Source organism: Cylindrospermopsis raciborskii Cr2010, from assembly GCF_003367075.2.
Taxonomy (GTDB): Bacteria; Cyanobacteriota; Cyanobacteriia; order Cyanobacteriales; family Nostocaceae; genus Raphidiopsis; species Raphidiopsis raciborskii.
In genome coordinates, this window is the sequence record NZ_CP065936.1 from 3345394 (window position 1) to 3367549 (window position 22156).

General features: G+C 37.0%; 12 protein-coding genes and 1 pseudogene. 8 read left to right on the forward strand and 5 right to left on the reverse strand.

Annotated features, from left to right (window positions below; translation table 11 throughout):
- The first annotated feature begins 144 nt into the window (after nucleotides 1–144).
- Nucleotides 145–1536: a glycosyltransferase family 2 protein gene (locus C6N34_RS15150; RefSeq protein ID WP_115538146.1), complete on the forward strand. Its 1392-nt coding sequence runs from the start codon at nucleotides 145–147 to the stop codon at nucleotides 1534–1536.
- 19 nt (nucleotides 1537–1555) lie between these two features.
- Nucleotides 1556–2512, forward strand: a complete 957-nt coding sequence (locus tag C6N34_RS15155) for a glycosyltransferase family 2 protein (RefSeq protein WP_057179002.1) — start codon at nucleotides 1556–1558, stop codon at nucleotides 2510–2512.
- Here the strand turns inward: C6N34_RS15155 and C6N34_RS15160 are convergent.
- Nucleotides 2509–4059, reverse strand: coding sequence for a P-loop NTPase family protein (locus C6N34_RS15160; protein ID WP_115538147.1), 1551 nt, complete (start codon nucleotides 4057–4059; stop codon nucleotides 2509–2511). The two genes, C6N34_RS15155 and C6N34_RS15160, sit on opposite strands and share 4 nt — an antisense overlap.
- A 111-nt stretch (nucleotides 4060–4170) precedes the next feature.
- Here C6N34_RS15160 and C6N34_RS15165 point away from each other — a divergent pair.
- Nucleotides 4171–4368, forward strand: a pseudogene (locus C6N34_RS15165) (glucosamine-6-phosphate deaminase); the annotation flags it as partial.
- Here the strand turns inward: C6N34_RS15165 and C6N34_RS15170 are convergent.
- The 4 genes from C6N34_RS15170 to C6N34_RS15185 form a co-directional block, all read right to left on the reverse strand.
- Complete coding sequence (locus C6N34_RS15170) at nucleotides 4365–5057, reverse strand: DevA family ABC transporter ATP-binding protein (protein ID WP_057179004.1); 693 nt, start codon at nucleotides 5055–5057, stop codon at nucleotides 4365–4367. The pseudogene C6N34_RS15165 and the gene C6N34_RS15170 sit on opposite strands and share 4 nt — an antisense overlap.
- A gap of 54 nt (nucleotides 5058–5111) precedes the next feature.
- Entirely contained in the window at nucleotides 5112–6284 is a 1173-nt protein-coding gene (gene devC / locus C6N34_RS15175) for an ABC transporter permease DevC (RefSeq protein ID WP_006278294.1), read from the reverse strand.
- Nucleotides 6285–6339: 55 nt separating this feature from the next.
- Nucleotides 6340–7539, reverse strand: a complete 1200-nt coding sequence (locus tag C6N34_RS15180) for an ABC exporter membrane fusion protein (RefSeq protein ID WP_115538163.1) — start codon at nucleotides 7537–7539, stop codon at nucleotides 6340–6342.
- A gap of 244 nt (nucleotides 7540–7783) precedes the next feature.
- The gene (locus C6N34_RS15185; protein WP_006278292.1) at nucleotides 7784–8107 is read right to left on the reverse strand and encodes a hypothetical protein; all 324 of its coding nucleotides are present in this window, start codon (nucleotides 8105–8107) and stop codon (nucleotides 7784–7786) included.
- Nucleotides 8108–8871: 764 nt separating this feature from the next.
- Here C6N34_RS15185 and C6N34_RS15190 point away from each other — a divergent pair.
- From C6N34_RS15190 to C6N34_RS15210, 5 genes are all read left to right on the forward strand, one after another.
- Nucleotides 8872–15714 carry a type I polyketide synthase gene (locus tag C6N34_RS15190; RefSeq protein WP_115538148.1) on the forward strand — a complete coding sequence of 2281 codons (6843 nt, stop codon included), beginning with the start codon at nucleotides 8872–8874 and terminating at the stop codon, nucleotides 15712–15714.
- A 168-nt stretch (nucleotides 15715–15882) separates the two neighbouring features.
- On the forward strand, nucleotides 15883–18690 hold the full coding sequence (locus tag C6N34_RS15195) for a PfaB family protein (protein ID WP_115538149.1): 2808 nt from the start codon (nucleotides 15883–15885) through the stop codon (nucleotides 18688–18690).
- A 109-nt stretch (nucleotides 18691–18799) separates the two neighbouring features.
- Nucleotides 18800–20464, forward strand: a complete 1665-nt coding sequence (locus C6N34_RS15200; RefSeq protein WP_115538150.1) for a PfaD family polyunsaturated fatty acid/polyketide biosynthesis protein — start codon at nucleotides 18800–18802, stop codon at nucleotides 20462–20464.
- The gene (locus C6N34_RS15205) at nucleotides 20430–21803 is read left to right on the forward strand and encodes a phthiocerol/phthiodiolone dimycocerosyl transferase family protein (protein ID WP_115538151.1); all 1374 of its coding nucleotides are present in this window, start codon (nucleotides 20430–20432) and stop codon (nucleotides 21801–21803) included. The genes C6N34_RS15200 and C6N34_RS15205 overlap by 35 nt, the downstream gene beginning before the upstream one ends.
- Before the next feature lie 39 nt (nucleotides 21804–21842).
- Complete coding sequence (locus tag C6N34_RS15210) at nucleotides 21843–22130, forward strand: phosphopantetheine-binding protein (RefSeq protein WP_006278287.1); 288 nt, start codon at nucleotides 21843–21845, stop codon at nucleotides 22128–22130.
- Nucleotides 22131–22156: the final 26 nt, after the last annotated feature.

Consider the following 22156-nt stretch of genomic DNA (forward strand, 5'->3'; position numbering starts at 1 on the left):
AATTATTTGTAGGATCCCCATGAGGGCGTTGGGTTTCGTTCCTCAACCCAACCTACGTTCATGTTTAATTCCACTCACCCACTTATCCTATTTATCTTTACATAGTTTGGTCTTTTAACGCCAACTTACCTTAGTCTATGATTTATGAAAATCACTAAAGTCGCTGCTATTATTGTCACATGGAACAAACGTAAGGATGTTTGTGCGGTAATTAAAGACATAGAAAGTCTAGATTTACAGAACATATCTTTGGATATTTTTGTGGTTGATAATGCTTCACAGGATGGAACCCAGAATTATCTTGAACTCCATTATCCACATATCAAAGTTTTACAAACCGGAAAAAACCTTGGTGGTTCTGGTGGTTTTTCTCAAGGGATGAATTTTGTCAGTAACCTTGATTATCAATACATTTGGTTACTTGATAATGATGTACGGTTAGATCCTTATGCTTTAGTCCCTTTAGTGGAAACTTTAAACAGATATGCGGAAGTGGGGTTGGTAGGATCTCAAATTAGGAAGTTAGATAATCCAGATATTATTCAAGAAATAGGGAGTTATATTCACGAACCCAAAGCTCACTTGCAAACCTATTTAGGTAATTCACCGGTTCAATCTCCAGCAGAAATTTTAAACAGTAAGAATTATCTCACTGTAGATATTTGTGCTGCTGCTTCACTATTATTCAGAAGGGAAATTATTCACCAAATAGGCGTTTTTGAAAACTATTTTTTACACTTTGATGACGTAGAATGGTGTTTGAGAGCTAAACAATTTGGTTGGGTGATTGCTGCTCATCCCGCATCGATTATTTGGCACTGTTCACCGGATTTTAAACAGCGTCCTTGGATTAGTTATTATGATGAACGCAATCTCCTCTATTGTTGGCACAAACACAGACCAGATCTCTTATTAAGACGCTTGAGAATATTATTTCCTAAGTTGGTTTATTATTCCTTAACTGGACGCCATTTTTGGGCATTAATTCATTTGCAAGCTATGACGGACTTCCTGAACCTCATTCAAGGTGAAATGCCCAATTTGTTATCAAGTTTTACTTTAGGAGAAATTTTACCTCATAATGGACAGGTATTAATACAAGATTCTATCTATCAACATATTTGCGATTTTTTAGATGTTAAGCAAGAGCAAAAATTTACTCTCTGGTATCCACCTAACAAATATAATAAGTTATGGGCTTGGGCTTATTTATCATTTATATCTTGTTTTTCTAAACCCGTAGACTTAGCAATTGTCAGCTACTGGAAACCAAATTTTTATTATCTTCATCTGTCTAGAAAGCTTTATTTCTTTACTGGTAACGGTTATGTTATGTCCCAAATTAGTTTCACCCAAATTATATTGGATAGTCTCGGAGTAGTGTATGGGTTTTTAAAAATATACCTACGGATGACTCACTTGCTTAAAAAATCTGACAAATCTTTTAATAAGCTGGTTATCTCAAATCTACTTCACCCCTTTTGGGTAAATAAGGTAAAAAAATTGTTGTTGATAATTTCAACTATTTATAGTTAATCTGTCATGAGGGATAATTATGTCAAGTCCAGAATTAGTATCTATAGTTATTTGCACTCTCAACCGTTGTTGTTCTTTGGAAAAAACTCTCAAGTCGTTAAATCAGATTAATTATCGATATTTTGAAGTTATTATTATAGACTCCTCTGATGATGAAAGTACCCGAAAAATGGTGGATGACCTGAAAATGGATTTGGATTTTCCCATTCAAATATTCCGCTCCTCTGTCAAAAACATCAGCGTCTCTAGAAATATGGGCACACAAAAATCATCTGGCAAAATAGTTGCTTTTATTGATGATGACGCAATTCCCCAAAGAGATTGGTTAGATAAGTTACTTACTACATATACTTTAAAAGGCGATAAATGTGCTGGAGTCGGTGGGAGTGTAAAAGATATGACTAAAGCCGATCTTCCTTGGCAATATTATCAGGGTATTACTAATGTTATGAGTCATACTATTCCCATTCGTTTAGGAAAGGTGCCCAACCATAATCAATCCCAGGGTTTTTGGTACAATGGAATGATGGGAACAAATTCATCCTACCGTAAAGAACTGCTGGAAAAAATCAACGGTTATGATGAGTTTTTTGACTATTTTTTGGATGAAACTGATGTTTGCTTACGATTAATTCAAGCTGGTTATGAAATTCACTACTGCGATACAATTGTACATCATTATCCTCAACCCAGCCATAACCGTTATGATCAAAAGCATCTGACCTGTTGGTACTCATTGGCAAAAAATACGACTTATTTCGCTTTAAAGCATGGCTATAATAAAATGCCATCCTGGATATTTATATTACGTTTGAGTTCATTGTTAATTTATCGCTGTTTACTCAGAATATTACGCTTAAAATTCAGTCACAATCTGAATAATCACATTCTATTAGATTATATTAAGCAGGCAATTAAAGGTATATATCTGGGGTGGAGTTATGGTGTTAATACGTCTGTTCACTCCTCGAATTAACCACGAATGACAGTAATACACCTCCCAGCAGGACTAACTACTTCTTGAGTAGTTGTGCGATCGCCTATAGGAGGTAGGTTAGGACGGCGATCGAAAATGACTAGCCATCCAGTTTCCAGGTTTAGTCCAGCAAGGTACTTATCCAATTGTTTCAGTCCTTGACTGAGAGGGTCTTTTCGTTTTGGATGCCAAACTTTCAGTTCTATCCCCATTACCACTTTACCATAACGTAAACAAATATCCATTCTTCCCGAACCAATAGCATATTCCCGTTCTAACCTACCACCACCATTAACCACCCGGTGTAAAAAAGCCATTAGCACTAAATGGGGAGCAATTTCTGGATAGGGGGTGCTTTTCAGTAAGGGTTCTCCGTGTTGTCGCCAAAATTCCAAAAATACTTGTAATAATTTATCAGGCAATAATTCGCCTTGATCACTAAGCCAGTTGGGTTCTATCACCCCTATGGAAGAACGAGTAGTATATGTTAGCACTCTGGGAATAACTTCCCGATAGATGGGATTGGCAATTTCTAACCCCTGATCATTTTTATCCTGACAAAGTCCTAAATCCAGAACGTAGCGAATATCATCTGATGGAACATCTGGTAATTCCTCCCCAGCTAAAATTGGCTCTATAATAGTTCTGACTCTGGGTTCCCGCAGTCTTTCCGCAAGACTATCCAAATGGGTGTCTTGTCGCTGAATCAGAATTTCCTTGGCTTCTTCTATAACTTCAACGGTAATGGGTTGGTTAATGTCCTTCACCACATCTTCCGTAGCTTGACGAGCTAAAGCATTAACCAACCATGGTTGTCCATCGGTTAAATAAAAGGAATATTCCAGAGCTTCTGGTGTGAAAACCTGTCCTGTAGCTGTTGTATGTTGTTCATAAAGAGTCTTTACATCTGTAAAAGTGAAGTTACCCATAGTTAAAGACTCCACCTTAATATTAAAAGGACTTGCCGTATTCAGGCGATCGCCCCCACCGGATTTAACTTTATAGTCCCGTATATCTCGCATACCAATTAAACCTAAAGAATGGGGAAATCCCTGAGGGCGGTTAGGATAACCTGAGCGCAGTTGACGGAGGATGGAAATTAAGGTTTCATCGCTTAGTGCATCGATTTCATCTAAAAAAAACACTAAGGGACGAGGAGAGGTTACTGCCCAATTACTTAAGAATATGCTTAATTGTGAGCTGTTATCAACAGCAGGCCATCGGGTGGGTTGTAGTTCTGATGGTAGACGAAAACAAATGGATTGTTGCCATTCGGTTAAAATAGCTACCTGCGCTGCTACAGGATCATGAGGGAACGCAGCACCTACTTCAGCAGAAAGCATAACAGCAGTATATTTTCCACCTTCGGTTAATTCTTGGGCTAAGGCCAACATAGCAGTAGTTTTACCCACCTGACGAGGAGCATGAATAACAAAGTAATTTTGTCTATCAATTAGAGTACGCACTTTAGGAAGGCGTTCCGTAGGAGGTAACATGTAGTGAATATCTGATTTACATGGACCTGCTGTGTTGAACCATTTATTCATAGTTGATTTTTATATATCTTTGACATTCGTGCGATCGCATAAGTAGGGAGGCACAATTACTTGTAGGATGGGTTGAACTATGAAACCTGTCCTACGTTCATCTTATATTTAATTCCACTGATTTGCACAGCCAAAAAGATAATGTGTTTAGCACCAGAAACCCGCAAAGCCAAAATAGTCAAAGAGGTATTATATGGGGATATTTCTTCCAAATGTCCAGCTTCAATCTTACGTCGTCAACCACAGGCCAGCTTGTTTTTAGATCTCAACTCTGCTAGAGAAATCTCTCTTGAATCCTCCAACACCTAATTATCAAGCTGAGTAAGTTTACCATCTTCCATTTGAATAATGCGATCGGCAATATCCAAAATACGATTATCATGGGTGACAATTAAAATGGCACAGTTTTGTTCTCTGGCTAATTCCTGCATGATATTGACCACATCTCGACCGGATTTACTATCTAAAGCTGCTGTAGGTTCGTCTGCTAAAACTAATTTAGGGTGACTAACTAAAGCACGTGCAATAGCAACTCTTTGTTTTTGTCCTCCCGACAGATCCTCAGGATAATAATTAATCCTGTTACCTAATTTTACGGACTCAAGGATGGATTGGGATTGCATTCTAGCTTGACCTTGAGGAATATGGGTCTGTAATTCCAAAGACATTTGTACATTTTCTCTAGCTGTTAAAAAGTCTAACAAATTATGTCCTTGAAAAATATAACCTATTTGACGACGTACTTGGACTAACTTCCCGTTTCTAACTCCACATAATTCCTCTCCCAGAAATTTTAAACTTCCTTCTTGAACAGAACGTAAACCACCAATCAAGGTTAGTAGGGTGGTCTTTCCCGATCCGGAAGGACCTGTCATAATCACAATTTCACCAGCGTCAATTCTTAAATTAATGTCAAATAATATCTGGTTCTTTAATTTGGGTTTACCAAAATACTGATTTAAGCCCTCAATTTCTATGATGGGGTTTGAACTTTTCATATTTCCTCCGACTTGGGAAACAACTTTAGACAACTGTGAGAGATGTTAATGTTTTTAAAAAATATCAGCCGGATCTAACTTTCGTAGTTTGTTAGTGGAGAAAAAACCTGAAGTTAAACACATAACCACAGCAGAGATAAATACAATAAATGCTTTATCACCATCCATGACAATGGGTAATTGGGTAGCATTTTTGGCTATGTCGTAAAGTCCTAAAGAGATAGCAAATCCAGGAATGTATCCCAAACCTGCTAAAATTAGAGCCTGTTGAAAAACAACTCTGAGGAGATATTTGTTTTTAAATCCCATGGCTTTGAGGGTAGCAAATTCAATCAAATGGCTGGATATATTACTATAAAGAATTTGGTAAACAACTATGACACCAACCACAAAACCCATAATTACCATCAAGTTAAATACAAAACCGATAGGTGTTCTTAAAGTCCAATAATTTTTTTCAAATTCGATGAAGTCATGACGGTTCATAACCATCACATCTTCGGGTAAGTTAGCTGATAGTTCACCTAATACCCTTTGGGAATCAGCACCAGGTCTTAGATGAATTAACCCTATATCTATTTGATTGGCATTGCGCTCTCGAAAAACTCGCATGAAAGTAGAATCGCTGACAATTAAATTCCCATCAACCCCAAAAGATGGACCAAGACTAAATAAACCACTTACCCTAACTTTATAACCTATTAACCCCAGATAACTGAATATCTCCATGCTGACAGGTTTATTTTGGCTATAGTGTTGGGCAATTGGACCAAACTCAGGACGAGCAGCACGGTCAAAAAATACCTGATCTGGTATTTGGAGTAATTTAAAATCTTGTTGTATTTCTGGCAACTTAAATATTGATTTAACCGGATCAAATCCCAGCACATAAATGGGATATTTCCGCCCAGTTACCGGATTTTTTAACTTAGCAAACTGTACATATAGGGGATCAACTGACTCTACATCCTTAAAACCCAGGGTTTGATATAAACGACTGCGAGGAAAACTTTGGTTAGAAGTTAAGGATTTATATTGAGCACTAATCAAAAATAAATCTCCTTCGATATTCTTATGCAATTGTGTGGCACTAGCATACAGTGCATCTTGAAACCCAATTTGCATAAACATTAAAACAGCAACAAAGGAAATTCCTGCTAGAGCTACAAGAAACCGAACTTTTTGTTTAGCCAGTTGTAGCCAAGCCAGAGGAATATTTAGGATCATTTTGAAGACCTCTTAATTTAAGTTTTTATGTGAATTGACTCCTAACTTTTAACTATTACATGTTGATCCATACCTGAACCTGTAGGTTAGTTAAATCTGCAACCCTTTGGTTGTCTTTAGGATTGTTGATCCGAATTTTGACATCAACTATTTTGTTGTCTGTATCAGCACCAGGACTATTATTAAAAATATTTTGCTGATTAACTTGCAATCCAATATCTGTAACTGTTCCTTGAATTTTCCCTGGAAAAGCATCAGCAGTAATGTCTACAGATTGTCCTAATTTTACTTTTTTAACATCAGTTTCATAAACTTCTGCTACCACATACATTTGCTGGGTTCTCCCTAATTCAGCAATACCTTGACTACTAATTATTTCTCCTGGCCAAGCATTAATTTTTAAAACTTGTCCATCAATCGGTGAACGAATTATACTTAAATCTAATTCTGCTTGAGCTTGGGTAACTGAAGCTTTTGCGCTCGCCAGATCTGCTTTTGCTAGTTGTATATCGGTGGGACGAATTTCTACAATACTGTTGAGTCTTGCTTGAGCTTCATTTATTTGTTTTTGCAAAGTTTCTTGAGTTCTATTTAGTGCTGCTTTTGCTTCATTTATTTGTTGCTGTAGAGTGTCTCTTCTTAGACGTTTACTCTCTGCATTTGAAGCAGAAATTGCTCCATTTTCATATAAATCTTCATATCTCTGATTTTCTCTTTGTGCATTATTTAATTCAGCTTGCAATCTAGCAATTATGGATTTTTGTGCTGATGTTTCACCACGCAATTCTGCTTCCAATCGCCCAATGGTGGCTTTTTGGGCATAAATATCTCCCTGTTTTGCTCCAGCTTCTACTTTTTCTAGATTTGCTTTTGCTACTTCTACTTGTCTGTTAGCCTTTTCTAAAGCTGCAAGATTAGGACTGTAACTGTCTAAAAAGGCAATTAATTGACCTTGGCGAATTTTATCGCCTTTTTTGACTAGAAGTTTTGCTATTCTTATACCTCCTCCCAAGGAATTAGGAGCAGATAACCGAATTATTTCCCCTTGGGGTTCTAGTCTTCCTAAAGCAGCAACACCAGTAATTATTGGACTGGGACTATTAATAGGAATTGCCACCTTGGATTGGGATTTAGTCTGGAAATTTGAAATACTTTGAAAAGATATGAGTAGGGTAGATATAAATGTGGTAGTCGCTAAACTAATTAACAACCAACTTCTAAAATTGACAAGTAAATGCTTTTCTTTGTCTACCATAATTATGCCTTTAGTTATCCGTTTACTATCCCTTAAATCAGGTTTTTTAATGGCCATTGAGCACCTTTTAACCTTGTGGTTTGAGACAAGCTACTTATGATACGGCGGTAGATAGCATTCTTTTGATAACTGCAATTGATATGGTGAATTTTATTTAACAAGATAGAGTTTCAAGATATAGCTAGGAGGATGTATTTTCATCTATTCCTTAGCTATATCCACCTAGAATTTGAATCAGTTCCAATTATTTGTTGAGCATTAGTTCCTTTTTCTTTTTCATAATTGCCAGGTATTCATTGCGAGTTCCGTCAACACGATAGTGATCACAAATTTGACACAATTTGAGAACATCCAAGCGACTGAATACCTTTTGATGTTCAATTCCATTGTCATTACGCCACCGCCAAAATGTGGTTCTATCAATTCGACGTTCCGTGTCAGGCCATCTACGTTTTGATAGAAATCCTACCAATTCATCCTCGTAAAAAGAGTAGCCTTTTGGTAATTTCAGCAGTTCTTCTCTCAACTCATTTAGCGGTATGAGTGGATCTAGTTCAGATAGTCTCATGCCAGCAAGCCCTTATAGTTTATTTTAATTAGCATTTTGCATTTGTCAATATACAAACACCAACAATTGCATGATTTTTATTTGTAATCCTCCATAGTTAAGGGTGGATAAACTGACGAATTGGCAACCTGGATTAGGGATCAATTTGGTGTGAATTTATCTGGTCGCTTGGTTCCCTATCTATCCACCTGATAAACCAACGGGATGGATTTACATTTACATCATTCAACCAAATACAATAAACTGATTAATGTCCAATTTCAAGCCTTATGCAACAAAATGCTATACTTAATTTTGTGAAGTTTTGTGGGCAAGTTAACTTTGATTACTATTTACTACTCAAATATCTAGATGATCTTTGTTTGATCACAAATTTTAAATTATTCTCTTTCCTTAGATAGATGCAACGCTTGACTATTTTGTTCCACAATCCCAAACCTTAATCCAAAAATTATAGTTTGAGTCAGAACCCTTTTGCTTTTTTTAGTTGTATTTAAGTTGCATAACTGTTGTCAAATATTGTTGGCAAGTTTAATATCAGAATAAATCAGCGGCAAATTAATTTATCTAAGTTACAGGGAAGAGGATAGGATTTTTTTGTTTGGGTTTCTGGAATGTATCCTCACTTTGGCCGCAAAGCATTTTACCAAATTAAACTCAGAAATAATCTATCTTGACATTAGGAACTACTTGTATCCTAAAAACTTGATTTTAAAGTTTGGGGTAAGTTTAACCCATGTAAATTGAAAAAGCAAAATATCCCCATGAATCACGCCAAACTTGAGTCAGATTTAGCACAGTTGCAGGATGAAGTTAGCAATTGTGAACGGGATTTATTAAACTTAATTAAAGGAAAAAAAACCATGGAATATTCTCAAAATCATAATGGTGGTAATCAAAGTAATCAAATTGCCATTATTGGTATGGCTTCCCTATTTCCCCAGTCAAAAAACTTGCAGGAGTATTGGCAGGTAATAGTGGATAAAATAGATTGCATTACGGATGTGCCTGCTTCCCGTTGGAGCGTGGAAGACTATTATGATCCCAATCCTAAAGCACCAGATAAAACTTACTGTAAAAGAGGTGGGTTCATCCCCGATATTGATTTTAATCCTATGGAATTTGGTTTACCACCAAATATTCTAGAAGTGACAGATATTTCTCAATTATTGGGTTTAGTCGTCGCCAAAGCAGCTATGGAAGATGCTGGCTATGGTGAGTCTCAACAGTTTGATCGGGATCGCACAGGGGTAATATTAGGTGTGGCAATTGGTAGACAATTGGCAGTACCTTTGGGGTCACGATTACAATATCCCGTTTGGAAAAAAGTTTTTAAAAACTGTGGACTTTCTGATGATGAGACTGAAAAAGTAATTGAGAAACTGAAAAGTGCCTACATACAATGGGAGGAAAATGCGTTCCCTGGAATGTTGGCTAATGTAATTTCCGGGAGAATTGCCAACCGACTTGATTTGGGCGGAACTAATTGTGTAGTTGATGCTGCTTGCGCCAGTTCCCTGGGCGCACTGAATATGGCAATCAGCGAACTGCTTGCACATCGTGCTGATATGATGATTACAGGTGGGGTTGATACCGATAATTCCATTTTTGCCTATATGTGTTTTAGTAAAACTCCCGCAGTTTCCCCCAGTGAAAAAGTTAGACCATTCGATGTGAATTCCGATGGTATGATGTTAGGTGAGGGCGTGGGAATGTTGGTACTCAAACGTCTGGAAGATGCTGTTAAAGATGGCGATCGCATTTATGCTGTAGTTAAGGGTATTGGCAGTTCCAGTGATGGTAAATACAAAAGCATTTATGCTCCCCATTCCCAAGGACAGGTAAAAGCCATTCGTCGGGCCTATGAAAATGCTGGTTTTGCGCCCCAAACTGTGGGTTTAATTGAAGCTCATGGTACGGGAACTATGGTAGGAGACCCCACGGAATTTACTTCAATCAATCAGGTGTTTGGTGATAATAACTCTCTAAAACAACACATAGCTTTAGGAACGGTTAAATCTCAAATTGGACACACAAAAGCTGCTGCGGGTGCTGCTAGTTTAATTAAAACCGCCTTGGCATTACATCATAAGGTGTTACCACCAACTATTAACATTACCCAACCCCATCCCAAACTGAATATTGAAAATTCTCCCTTTTATTTAAATACGGAAACTAGACCATGGATTAGCAATCAACCGAGACGAGCTGGGGTGAGCGCCTTTGGTTTTGGAGGTACAAATTATCATGTAGTTTTGGAAGAATATGAATCGGAACATCATCAATCATATAGATTACATAATTGCGCTAAGTCAATTTTCTTGAGCGCACCCACAACACCAGAATTATTATCCCAATGTCAACATCTTTATCAACAGTTGGAATCAACAGATAAAGAACAACATTATCAAAGAATAATTGCCGAATCTGAACAATTGATAATTCCTGCTGATCATGCTAGAGTAGGATTCACGATCCTCTCTTTAAGCCAAGCAATAGCCCATTTAGCTATCATTATTGACTTGCTAAAAAATCAACCTTCCGTTGAGTTCTGGGAACATCCTAAAGGAATTTATTATCGTCAACAGGGTATGGAAACAACCGGAAAAGTAGTGGCCTTATTTTCCGGACAAGGTTCCCAATATTTGGAAATGGGAAGAGAATTAGTAATTAACTTTCCTTGTTTACGACAAACCTACTCTCACCTGGATGATTTATTCTCCCGCGAGGGATTAGAACCTCTTTCTCAAGTGGTCTTCCCCACTCCAGTTTTCACTCCACAGGAACGACAAGAACAATTGGAAAAACTGCAAAGAACCGAATATGCACAACCAGCAATAGGAGTATTAAGTGCAGGATTATATAAAATATTGCAGCAAGCTGGATTGAAAGTTGATTTTGTTGCTGGACATAGCTTTGGAGAGTTAACAGCTCTATGGTCTGCAGGTGTATTAACTGAAGAAGATTATTTCTTTCTGGTCAAAGCTAGGGGAAAAGCAATGTCCACACCCCCAGCAGTGGATGCTGGAGGAATGTTAGCAGTAAAAGGTAATATTAGCCAAGTAACGGAATTAATTAAAGACTTTCCCCAAGTTGCTATTGCTAACTATAATTCCCAACAGCAAATAGTTCTAGCTGGGAATAAATCAGAAATTACTCAAGTACAGAATGTTCTGCAATCTAAGGGATTCTCCTGTTTCTTATTAGGGGTTTCCGCTGCTTTCCACACACCCTTAGTCTCCCATGCACAAAAACCCTTTGCCCATGCGATCGCACAAGTAAATTTTCAATCACCTCGCATTCCGGTTTATAGCAATGTGACAGGAAAATTATATCCTAATGAACCTGCATCCATGCAAAAAATTCTCCAAGAACATTTATTAAATCAGGTGTTATTTCAACAGCAGATTGAGAATATATATCAGGCTGGTGGTAATTGTTTTATTGAGGTTGGTCCGAAAAATGTCCTTACCAATTTAGTTAAAGAAATCCTGATAGACAAGCCTCATATTGCGGTGGCATTAAATGCTAATTATCGTCAGGATAGTGATTTATTATTACGGGAAGCTGTTACCAAATTGAGAGTTTTTGGTGTACCATTAAAAAACTTAGATCCCTATCAGATTCCTGCTAAAATTTCTTCATCTTCCCAGAAAAATGAACAAAAAACTTTGAATATCAGATTGAATGCTACCAATATCAATGACAGATCACAAAAAGCATTTGCCCAGGCTTTAGCAACTGGTCCAGTTATCAAAAAGTCAACAGTTAGTGAAGATAACTATCAAATTCAGCCACAGAAAATATTAGTGGAGAAAAATCCTCAGATAAATCCAGAAATAATCTCATCAAGTATCCTCACTTCAAAAAATAGTTCTCAAGTCAAAAACCATAGTATAGTGGAACCAAAGATGGAAATTCCCGTGGAAAACTATGATCGACTTCTTGATAGTTTAGAACAATCATTAGCGGAATTTACTCGACAGCAAAGTGAAATTAATCAGGTACATCAACAGTCTTTACAAAATCAAATGGAGTACAATAAAACCTTTTACGAATTAATGCAGCAACAGTGTTTGTTCCTAGCTAAGGAAGAAACTAATGAATATCAAGCCCAAACACAACAGTTAGCAATTTCTAGTACGGAACGTAGCATGATGCGACTACATGACCATCAAGCTGAAACTATTCGTATTCATGAAAAATATCTCAATTATCAACAGGAGTATACCAATAATTACTTTCAATTACTTGAGCAGCACTATAGCTTGTTCGAGGTAGGATCTCCTAATGGGTATCCTCATCTTCCATCTTCCCATGTTGCACAAAGTGACCCACCAGCACAAAAGTTAATTTATCCTCTGGAACCGGAAAATAATTCCCAGAATAATCTACCTGACATTACAGTTGGTTTCCCCATAGCTACCTACCTTGATAAAGAAAAACTGAGGGACACCCTGATCAATATTGTCAGTGATAAAACGGGTTATCCTGTGGAAATGTTGGACTTGTCAATGGACATTGAAGCAGATTTAGGAATTGACTCTATCAAAAGAGTGGAAATTCTGGGAGGACTTTTAGAACTTTACCCCGATCTACCCAGACCTAACCCAGAAGAATTAGCGCAATTGGCAACTCTGGAACAAATTGCTGAGTATATAAACAACTTAATTACACAGGTGTATGAAAATCAACCCGTAGAGGAGACAGTAGGGAGCGGAAAATCTCCCTTATCTCAAGAAATCCCTGTAAAAGCAATCAACGAACAGACAGCAACCATAGAAACCCCATCACCTGTTACCGAACTTGATAATCATCCACAATTCTTGGTTTTATCCCATGAAGATTCATTAGATAGATCCCATCAACCAACAATCACCATTCCCGATAATTTAAGTCAGATCTTGCTCACTATTGTGAGTGATAAAACAGGTTATCCTGCAGAAATGTTAGACCTGTCCATGGATATGGAAGCAGATTTAGGAATTGACTCTATCAAAAGAGTAGAAATTCTGGGAGGACTTTTAGAACTTTACCCCGATCTACCCAGACCTAACCCAGAAGAATTAGCACAATTGCGGACCCTGGGAGAAATTGCTGAGTATATGCGCCATCAAGCTGAAACTGTGGAGAGGTCGAATTTATCCCCATTAGAAAAACCAGATATGTCAACCACGGAAGTAGGGGATAAAATCCTGCGCCTTCCAGTGCAATTAAAACCACTTCCTCAACCAGACAGTTTAGATTTAACCATTCCAGAAAATCACTTTGTCTTAATTACTAATGATGGTTCAGAAGTTACCCATAGGTTAGTAGCTAAGCTCGCAGATAAAGGATGTAAAACTGTTGTTTTAACCTTTCCATGCTTGGAGTCAAACCTATCGGAGGAGATTGCTCAAATCAGATTAAACGATTGGCATGAAGAAACTTTGCAAGAACATTTGACCGAACTTACCACCAAGTTTGGTCCTGTGGGTGGTTTTATTCATCTACATCCTAACTCCAACAATAATTTGGGAATGGATAAAGCCATTGTTCAGCACGTGTTTTTAATTGCCAAACACCTGAAGGAAGATCTCAATCAACTGGCTAAAAAAGAACGTGCTTGCTTTTTTGCAGTTGTGAGATTAGATGGTGAATTAGGAACGGCAAAAACTCACAACTTTAGTCCTATTAGTGGAGGATTATTTGGACTAACTAAAAGTTTAAATCAAGAATGGCCAGAAGTATTTTGTCGTACCCTGGATTTAAGTCCTGATTTAGATGCGGACACAACCGTAAAACATATTCTGGCTGAATTGCAAGATCCTAATTTATTAGTTACCGAGGTAGGATACAATAAAGTAGACAGGTTTACCTTAGTAGCAGAACCTGGTAAATCATCCATCATTCCCGATTCATTAAATATTACTAAAAACCAGGTTTTTTTAGTTAGTGGGGGTGCTAAGGGAATTACTGCCAAATGTGTAATCAAATTGGCTGAAGAATACCAATGCAAGTTTATTCTTTTAGGACGTTCTAGTGCAGAAATTGAACCTGTTTGGTCTGAAGGATATGAAGATGAAAATGAACTGAAACGGCAAATCATGGAAGATTTTCTCGCCAAGGGAGAAAAACCCACTCCCATAATGGTGCAGAAAAAATATCAGACTATTTCCTCCCAAAGAGAAATACACAATACATTAAAAGCAATTACTGAAGCAGGAGGAAAAGCAGAATATGTCTGTGTTGATATCACCGATGGTATGATGTTGAGAGAAAAGCTAACACCTATAATTGACCAATTTGGTACTATTACTGGAATCATTCATGGTGCGGGTAACTTAGCAGATAAAAGAATTGAGAAAAAGACGGTTCAAGATTTTGAAACAGTTTATGCTGCCAAAGTCCAGGGTTTACAAAACCTACTCAATATTGTGGAAACAAATCAACTGGAATATTTAATCCTATTTTCTTCAGTAGTGGGATTTTATGGTAATGTTGGACAGACGGACTATGCAATAGCCAACGAAATTCTTAACAAATCAGCTCATGTAATTAAACATAAACACCCTAATTGTCATGTAGTTTCCATTAATTGGGGTCCTTGGGATAGTGGTATGGTTTCTCCAGAATTACAGACAGCATTTGCACAACGAGGAATTAAAACCATTCCCCAAGAACTGGGTAGTAGTATCTTAGTTGATCAACTAAGAAATAGTGATTCAACTATGACCCAAGTAGTAATTGGTAGTCCCTTAGTCTATATTCCTTCTACCTTGTCTAGTGAACTAAAAACCCATCAAATTACCCGTCAATTAAAGTTAAACTATAACCCATTTTTACAGGATCATGTGATTGCGGGTAATCCTGTTCTTCCCGCAACTTGTGGACTGTCCTGGATATCTAGCAGTTGTGAACAACTCTATCCTGGTTTCCAAACTTTCCACTGTCCTAACTTTAAAGTCCTTAAAGGAATTGTTTTTGACCAAAATTCCCCCCATGAATATATTCTTGAAATTCAAGAAGTTGCTAAAATTGACAATCAAGAAATTCAGCTTGCGGGCAAAATTAGTAGTGTTACCAACCATGGAAAAATCAGATATCATTTTAGTAGCAACCTAATTTTGAAAAGACAAATTCCTTTAGCTGATAACTATGAACTTTTTAACCTAACCCAAGATGGTCAATTCCTAGCGAGCAATTCCTTACTATATCAAACTGGTGGTGGTAGTTTATTTCATGGTAATACTTTTCAAGGGGTAAAATCTGTGTTAAATATCAGTCCCGGTAAACTGACTATGAAATGTGAACTACCCGAACCCACATTATACCAACAGGGACAATTTAGAGTACAGACTCTTAACCCCTATATAGCAGATGTGCAGATACATTCTCTGTGGATTTGGACTCAACACTTTCATCAAGTTGGTTGTTTACCATCAGAAATTGAAAATTTTGAACAATTTGCACCCGTTCCCTTTGGAGAAACGTTTTATGTAACTTGTGAAATCAAATCCAAAACCGAATCTTATGTAGTTGCTGATGTAATTACTCACAATCAAAAAGGACAAGTTTATAATCAGATGAAGGCATCAAAAGCTACAATCTTACCCAATAGCTACTAATAAGCAAATTCAGTCAAGGTAAGTGGGTGGGTGGAATTAAATATAAGATGAACGTAGGTTGGGTTGAAGTATGAAACCCAACACCACGGGTTACGCTACCAAATAATTGTGCCTCCCTACTTAATTGGGCTTTGTAAGACTCGTCAAATTTAAAAATGGAGAATTGTCATGCAGGAGTTAATAGAAAATCTATTTCAGAAAATGGCAATTGTGGGGTTAGATTGCCTAGTGAGTGGTTCTCAGGAACTAGATAGTTTTGAACGTAGTATTTATGAAGGAAAGCAGAATTTTACACCTATTAACTATAATCTTGAGCCATCATGGAAAATTCCTTTACCACAGATAGAAAATTTATCACCACCACAAAAACTAATGTTAAAGGTGGCTGAGAATACTCTCAAAACTGCTAACTTAAGTCAAGAAACTCAAATAGCAGTGATATTGGTGAGTAGGTTCCAAAGTGACCACCAAAATAAATTGGCTAGTTATATTTCCCAGTTATGGAATGCAACAAGTCCAGCATTCGCTGAAGAAAAATCGGTCTTTTCAGCATTAGATTTAGCACAAAAACTACTCACTAAAAATCAAGTAAATGCTGTTTTAATAGCAGCAATAGATTGGGATCACAAAAATTCTGAAAATTTTGAGACTCATACAGGTCAACAGACTCTCAGCTATGACCAAAATGCTACTAAGACTTTGTCAGGAGAAGGAATAGCAACAATAATTTTGCAACTGGAAGAAACGGCCAAACAACAAAATTCTCACATTTATGCAGTAATTGATGCTGTCAGTATGGTGGATCAGTATCCAGACCAAGCACAAGCAGTTACCCGCTGTTGTCAAGCAGCTTTTGAGATAGCAGAAGTTACAGCTCAAGATATTGGTTATATAGAAGTTCATGCTAGTAGTATTGGGGAACAAGATGATGCGGAAGTTCAAGGTTTAATCACTGCTTACAAAACTCAAAAGTCTAATTTAACCTGTGCTTTAGGTAGTGTGAAGACTAATATTGGTGACACTCATATTGCATCAGGAATGATGAGTTTGATTAAAACTGCACTTTGTTTATATCATCGTTATATCCCAGCTGTTCCCCAATGGACTGGTGTGAAGAAATTAGATATTTGGCATGACACTCCTTTTTATTTTGCCACCCAATCCAAACCCTGGTTTTTAGAAATAAACACCTCTAAAAGAATAGCTGCTATTAACAGCATAGAAACTGACAGGAATATACATATAATTCTGTCAGAAACAAGCAGTGAACAAGAACGGAGTAGTAAATATTTGGCCCAAATGCCTTATTATCTATTTCCCATAGGTGGTGAAAATCAGTCCTCTCTGCTAGAAAAAATGATGAAATTGCAAGATTATCTAAAGCAAAATCATTCTTCTCTATCTCACCTAGCAAGGCAAACATTTCAAGAATTTCAAAATTACCAAAGATCCCAAAATACATACGCCATAAAAAACTATATTGTCGCAATTCTCGGCAGAAATTTAGAAGAATTAATCCAAGAAATAGACAGAGGTATTGAAGGAATAAAAGGTGCATTTGCTACTGGAAAAGATTGGCAAACTCCCCTAGGTAGTTATTTCACAATTAATCCCCTGGCCAAAAAAGGTAAAATAGCCTATGTTTATTCTGGCTCATTTACATCTTATATAGGATTAGGAAGAAGTCTGTTTCGACTATTCCCTAAAATTTACGATGACCGAGTAATTAATAATGTGTATGAACGGGTAGCTAACATCGAAAAAATTCTTTATCCTCGCACCATCAATAAGGTGACCAGTAGAGAATTAGAAGCCATAGAACAGCAACTAATAGATGACCCGGTAGCCATGCTAGAATCGGAGGTTGGCTTTGCTGGATTAATTACCGCAATTTTTAAAAACTATTTTCATCTCCAACCTCAGTGTGCTTTTGGTTATAGTCTGGGTGAAACTAGTATGATGTTAGCGCAAGGTATTTGGACTAGTTTTAAAAAAACCAGTGATTATTTAAATGCTTCCCCCCTATTTAAGACCGAACTTTCTGGACCAAAAAATGCTGTTCGTCAAGCTTGGGCATTACCCCTAGATGATAATAACAAGAATCAAGATTTTTGGGGTAACTATATTGTTCTTTGTCCAGTTTCTCAGGTGAAAGAAGCAATCAAAGATGAAAATCGGGTTTATATTACTTTGATTAATACACCAGATGAAGTAGTCATTGCTGGAGAAAAACAAGCCTGTCAAAGGGTGATTGAAAAACTTCAGTGTGATGCTTTTCCTGCGCCCATTGATCATGTCATTCATTGTCCACCCATGCGATCGCAGTATGGAGAACTAGTGAAAATGAACACTTTGCCAATTCAACATATTCCGGGGATAACCTTTTACTCTGGTGCTAATTATGAACCATTTACCATAGACAGTGAAATTATTGGGAATAACATAGCAAAAAATCTTTGTTACCAACTGGATTTTCCTCGGTTAATTAACCGGGTTTATGATGACAACATTAGAATATTTATCGAAGTAGGGGTTGGTGGTAACTGTTCAAGATGGATTAGTTCAACCCTGAAGGAAAAAGAACATCTTGCTGTCTCTTTAAACAGAAGAGGTGTGGAAGACCACACTTCAATTGTGAGAGCTTTAGGTAGATTAGTTAGTCATCAAGTTTCCTTAGACCTATCACCTTTATATGGTCTGACTAATATAGAACAGGTCAATTCTTATTCACCAACCCAATGGGATAAGAATCATGCTGTAAATTTACCAAAGTCGGCAAAAATCTTCAAGTCTATTCTCCCCTATTCTTTGCAGTCTCAGTATAAAAAATTGAGTCAGAATCATGCAATGATAAATCAAGCCCATAGCCTTTTATTAAAATCTCGGCAAGTAGCATTCCAGCAAATGAGTTCTTTGATTGGGCAAAAAATAGAGGTTTATCAATGGAAAATTGACCAAGCTAATAGAATTAAATAGGATCTATATCAAACAAGGGGGAGGAGTGGGTGGGAAGTATTAGCTCAATATTCTCCTGCTCGCAGGTTTCCCCAATCACTTACATCACTTACAACAAAGGTTTTCCACAATGTTAGTCAGAGAAAATATCATCAATCTAGACATTAATCGAGATAATTATCTGAGAGTTTCTAATTTATTTATTAATCATCTTATTAACCATCGCCCATGGCAAGGTGATTTTAATACGGTTGCATTCGACGCAAAAGAAATCAAATCAAAGTTGAGACTCTTAGAAAAACCTTGTTATGTAGTCAGACATGAAAATAAAATCGGTATTACCAATGAAGAAAGTGTATCTGGGGGTAGCACCCAGCTAGAAATGTTAATGACAGTTCCTTCCCTAACAACTGCACAACTAGGGGATGAAAATTTTCTCAAGTCTTATGGTGTAAAATATGCTTATATGACTGGAGCAATGGCCCAGGGAATAGCATCAGAAGAAATGGTAATTGCATTGGGGAGAGCGGGAATTTTAAGCGTATTTGGTGCAGGTGGTTTATCTCCCTCTCGTGTGGAAAAAGCCATTGCTAAAATTCAACATTCCCTAAATAAAAAACCTTACGGTTTTAACTTACTCCATAGTCCTAGTGAACCAGCAATAGAACGACATAGCGTAGATTTGTACCTAAAACACCATGTGAAAGTAGTTGAAGCATCAGCCTTTTTAGATTTAACTGACAACATAGTTTATTATCGAGCTGCGGGATTGAGTTTAAATTCAGCCAATGAAATTGAAATCCGAAATAAAGTTATTGCTAAAATTTCCCGTCAAGAGGTAGCAGCAAAATTTTTACATCCTGCTCCCACTCAAATTCTCAAACAACTAGTAGCACAAGGTTTAATTAGTGAACTACAAGCTAATCTTGCCAGTCAAATTCCTATGGCCGATGATATCACGGTAGAAGCTGATTCGGGAGGACATACGGATAATCGTCCCCTAATTTGTTTATTACCTTCTATCTTGGAACTAAGAAATGAAATTCAAAATCAATACAATTATAAACATCCAGTAAGAATTGGCGTAGCTGGGGGAATTTCCACACCTAAATCAGCTCTAGCTGCTTTTATTATGGGTGCTGCTTATGTTGTTACCGGTTCCATAAATCAATCTTGTATTGAAGCTGGAACTTCTGCACACACAAAGCAATTATTAGCCCAAGCTCAAATGGCTGATGTGATGATGGCTCCAGCAGCTGATATGTTTGAAATGGGTGTGAAATTACAAGTTCTCAAACGAGGAACTCTTTTTCCCCTCCGCGCTCAAAAATTATATGAGTTATACAAAACCTATCAATCAATAGAGGAAATTCCCGACTCAGAAAGAGATAAATTAGAAAAACAAGTTTTTAAAAAATCTTGGCAAGAAGTTTGGCAAGAGACAATTAATTATTTATCTCAAAGAAATCCAGAAAAGTTAACCAAAGCAGCAAACAATCCTAAATTGAAAATGGCATTAATTTTCCGTTGGTATTTAGGACTCTCTTCTCGTTGGTCTAATACTGGAGAAAAGGGTAGAGAAATTGATTATCAAATTTGGTGCGGACCAGCTATGGGTAGCTTTAATGATTGGGTGCGAGGTTCTTATTTAGCTGAAACTCAAAAACGTCAAGTTGTTGAAGTTGCTAACCATATTATGACGGGAGCAGCATTTCTATATCGTGTCCAAAACCTAAAAATTCAAGGATTACAAATTCCCAATGAGTATACTCAATATATTCCAGAAAAACTCTAAATATTTTTTTAATCCTGTCAATAAAAGACAATTGAGTAGTTTAGAAACTACTATGGAACTTCTCAACCAACGCGCTAAAACTTGGAATTTGGTTACTATTAGTCGCATTCGAGGCCATATCCAAAAACCAGTTTTGAGAGAAGCTCTAGATCTTTTGCAGTATGGTCATTTAGTTCTGAATTCTCATATTGTTACCCATCAGCATAATTTTCAAAATCGGTTTTATTTGCAAACAGGTACTACAGAAGAAATACCTTTACGGATGGTAATTAATTCGGAGGAGAAACAATGGCAAGAAGTTGTTAATCAGGAAATGAATCAACCAATTGATAGTGGTAGATACCTGATGCGAGTGGTACTAATTATTAATCGGGAAAACCCAAAGGTTAATTATCTAGTGACTACCCTACATCATGCAATTGCTGATGGGTTATCAAGTGTTAATCTACATTCGGAAATATTCACCTATTATGAACAAATCACCTCCGGTAATATGTTAAACCCGGTTAGTACTTTACCCCCATTACCACCACCAGAAAAACTATTGGGTCATTTACAAGGAGCAAAGTTAAATGGATGGATATTACTGTTAAAGATCGCCTGGGAGAAACTGACTAACCCTCCACAAACTTTAAAAGTGGAAAAATATGTTCCCATTTCCCAGAGGAACTCCCAAATAATTCATAGACAAATATTATCAGATACAGCTGAAAAGTTTTTTGCCCAATGTCGAGCAGAAAATGCTACGGTGCAGAGCGTCTTATCTGCTGCTATGCTATTGACAGTAGCTAAAAAAATTCTCAACCAGCAGCGTAAGTCCATTCGATTAAATTGTCTATCCTACTTTGATTTAAGAAGACGGTTACAACCACCCATCAATGAACAGAATATTGGTCTATTAGCCACATCCCAGATGAGTTTTCACACTGTCACAACCAACACCTATTTTTGGGATCTGGCCAGGAGGATTAAACAAACCCTAGCAGCAAGTATCCACAGAGGGGATATTTTTAAAATGGTATTTCTTGCTAAACATCTGATTAACTTTTGCTTTCTATTTCCTCATCAAATTGCTGCTAGTGTTTCCGTTTCTAACATTGGTAAGGTTAACATCCCTGGAATATATGGTGAATTACAACTAGAAGAAATCAGTTTTGCGGGTTCTCATGCACTATATGCAGGTATGTTTATCCTTCATGTTGCCACTTTTCAAGGCAAGATGTTATTAAATTTCGTCTTTTCCCAACCTTCCCTCAGTCAAGACACTATGGAAAAACTAGTGAATGAATTTATGGAAATGATTGAACAAATTTCCCATTTACCATCTCAGGTATCATGAATTCAAGATTTTAATGATTAAGAAACTGGAGGTAAATAGATGAGTCAAATGACTAAGCTAAATAGTGCTGGGGATATTGAACAATGGCTAGTTAACAACATTGCTTTTATATTAGGAGTAAATCCAGAAGAAATAGATATTAAACAACCTTTAGATAGTTACGGTTTAGATTCACAACAAGCTATGATTTTAGCAAGTAAAGCCGAAAAACTTTTGGGGTTTAAATTGTCCCTGATGTACTTGTGGTACTATCCCACCATTCAACAATTAGCACAACGATTAGCTCAAGAATTAGAAAATTCCTCCTCAGAAATATTGCAAATTTAAGATTTTCCAGTTTTCCTCCTCTAAGA

Bases quoted from the DNA above. Each gene is read 5' to 3' on its own strand.
- C6N34_RS15180 (WP_115538163.1), bottom strand. From the start codon at position 7,539: ATGGTAGACAAAGAAAAGCATTTACTTGTCAATTTTAGAAGTTGGTTG.
- C6N34_RS15210 (WP_006278287.1), top strand. From the start codon at position 21,843: ATGAGTCAAATGACTAAGCTAAATAGTGCTGGGGATATTGAACAATGG.
- C6N34_RS15150 (WP_115538146.1), top strand. From the start codon at position 145: ATGAAAATCACTAAAGTCGCTGCTATTATTGTCACATGGAACAAACGT.
- devC (WP_006278294.1), bottom strand. From the start codon at position 6,284: ATGATCCTAAATATTCCTCTGGCTTGGCTACAACTGGCTAAACAAAAA.
- C6N34_RS15155 (WP_057179002.1), top strand. From the start codon at position 1,556: ATGTCAAGTCCAGAATTAGTATCTATAGTTATTTGCACTCTCAACCGT.
- C6N34_RS15190 (WP_115538148.1), top strand. From the start codon at position 8,872: ATGAATCACGCCAAACTTGAGTCAGATTTAGCACAGTTGCAGGATGAA.
- C6N34_RS15195 (WP_115538149.1), top strand. From the start codon at position 15,883: ATGCAGGAGTTAATAGAAAATCTATTTCAGAAAATGGCAATTGTGGGG.
- C6N34_RS15185 (WP_006278292.1), bottom strand. From the start codon at position 8,107: ATGAGACTATCTGAACTAGATCCACTCATACCGCTAAATGAGTTGAGA.
- C6N34_RS15170 (WP_057179004.1), bottom strand. From the start codon at position 5,057: ATGAAAAGTTCAAACCCCATCATAGAAATTGAGGGCTTAAATCAGTAT.
- C6N34_RS15160 (WP_115538147.1), bottom strand. From the start codon at position 4,059: ATGAATAAATGGTTCAACACAGCAGGTCCATGTAAATCAGATATTCAC.
- C6N34_RS15200 (WP_115538150.1), top strand. From the start codon at position 18,800: ATGTTAGTCAGAGAAAATATCATCAATCTAGACATTAATCGAGATAAT.
- C6N34_RS15205 (WP_115538151.1), top strand. From the start codon at position 20,430: ATGAGTATACTCAATATATTCCAGAAAAACTCTAAATATTTTTTTAAT.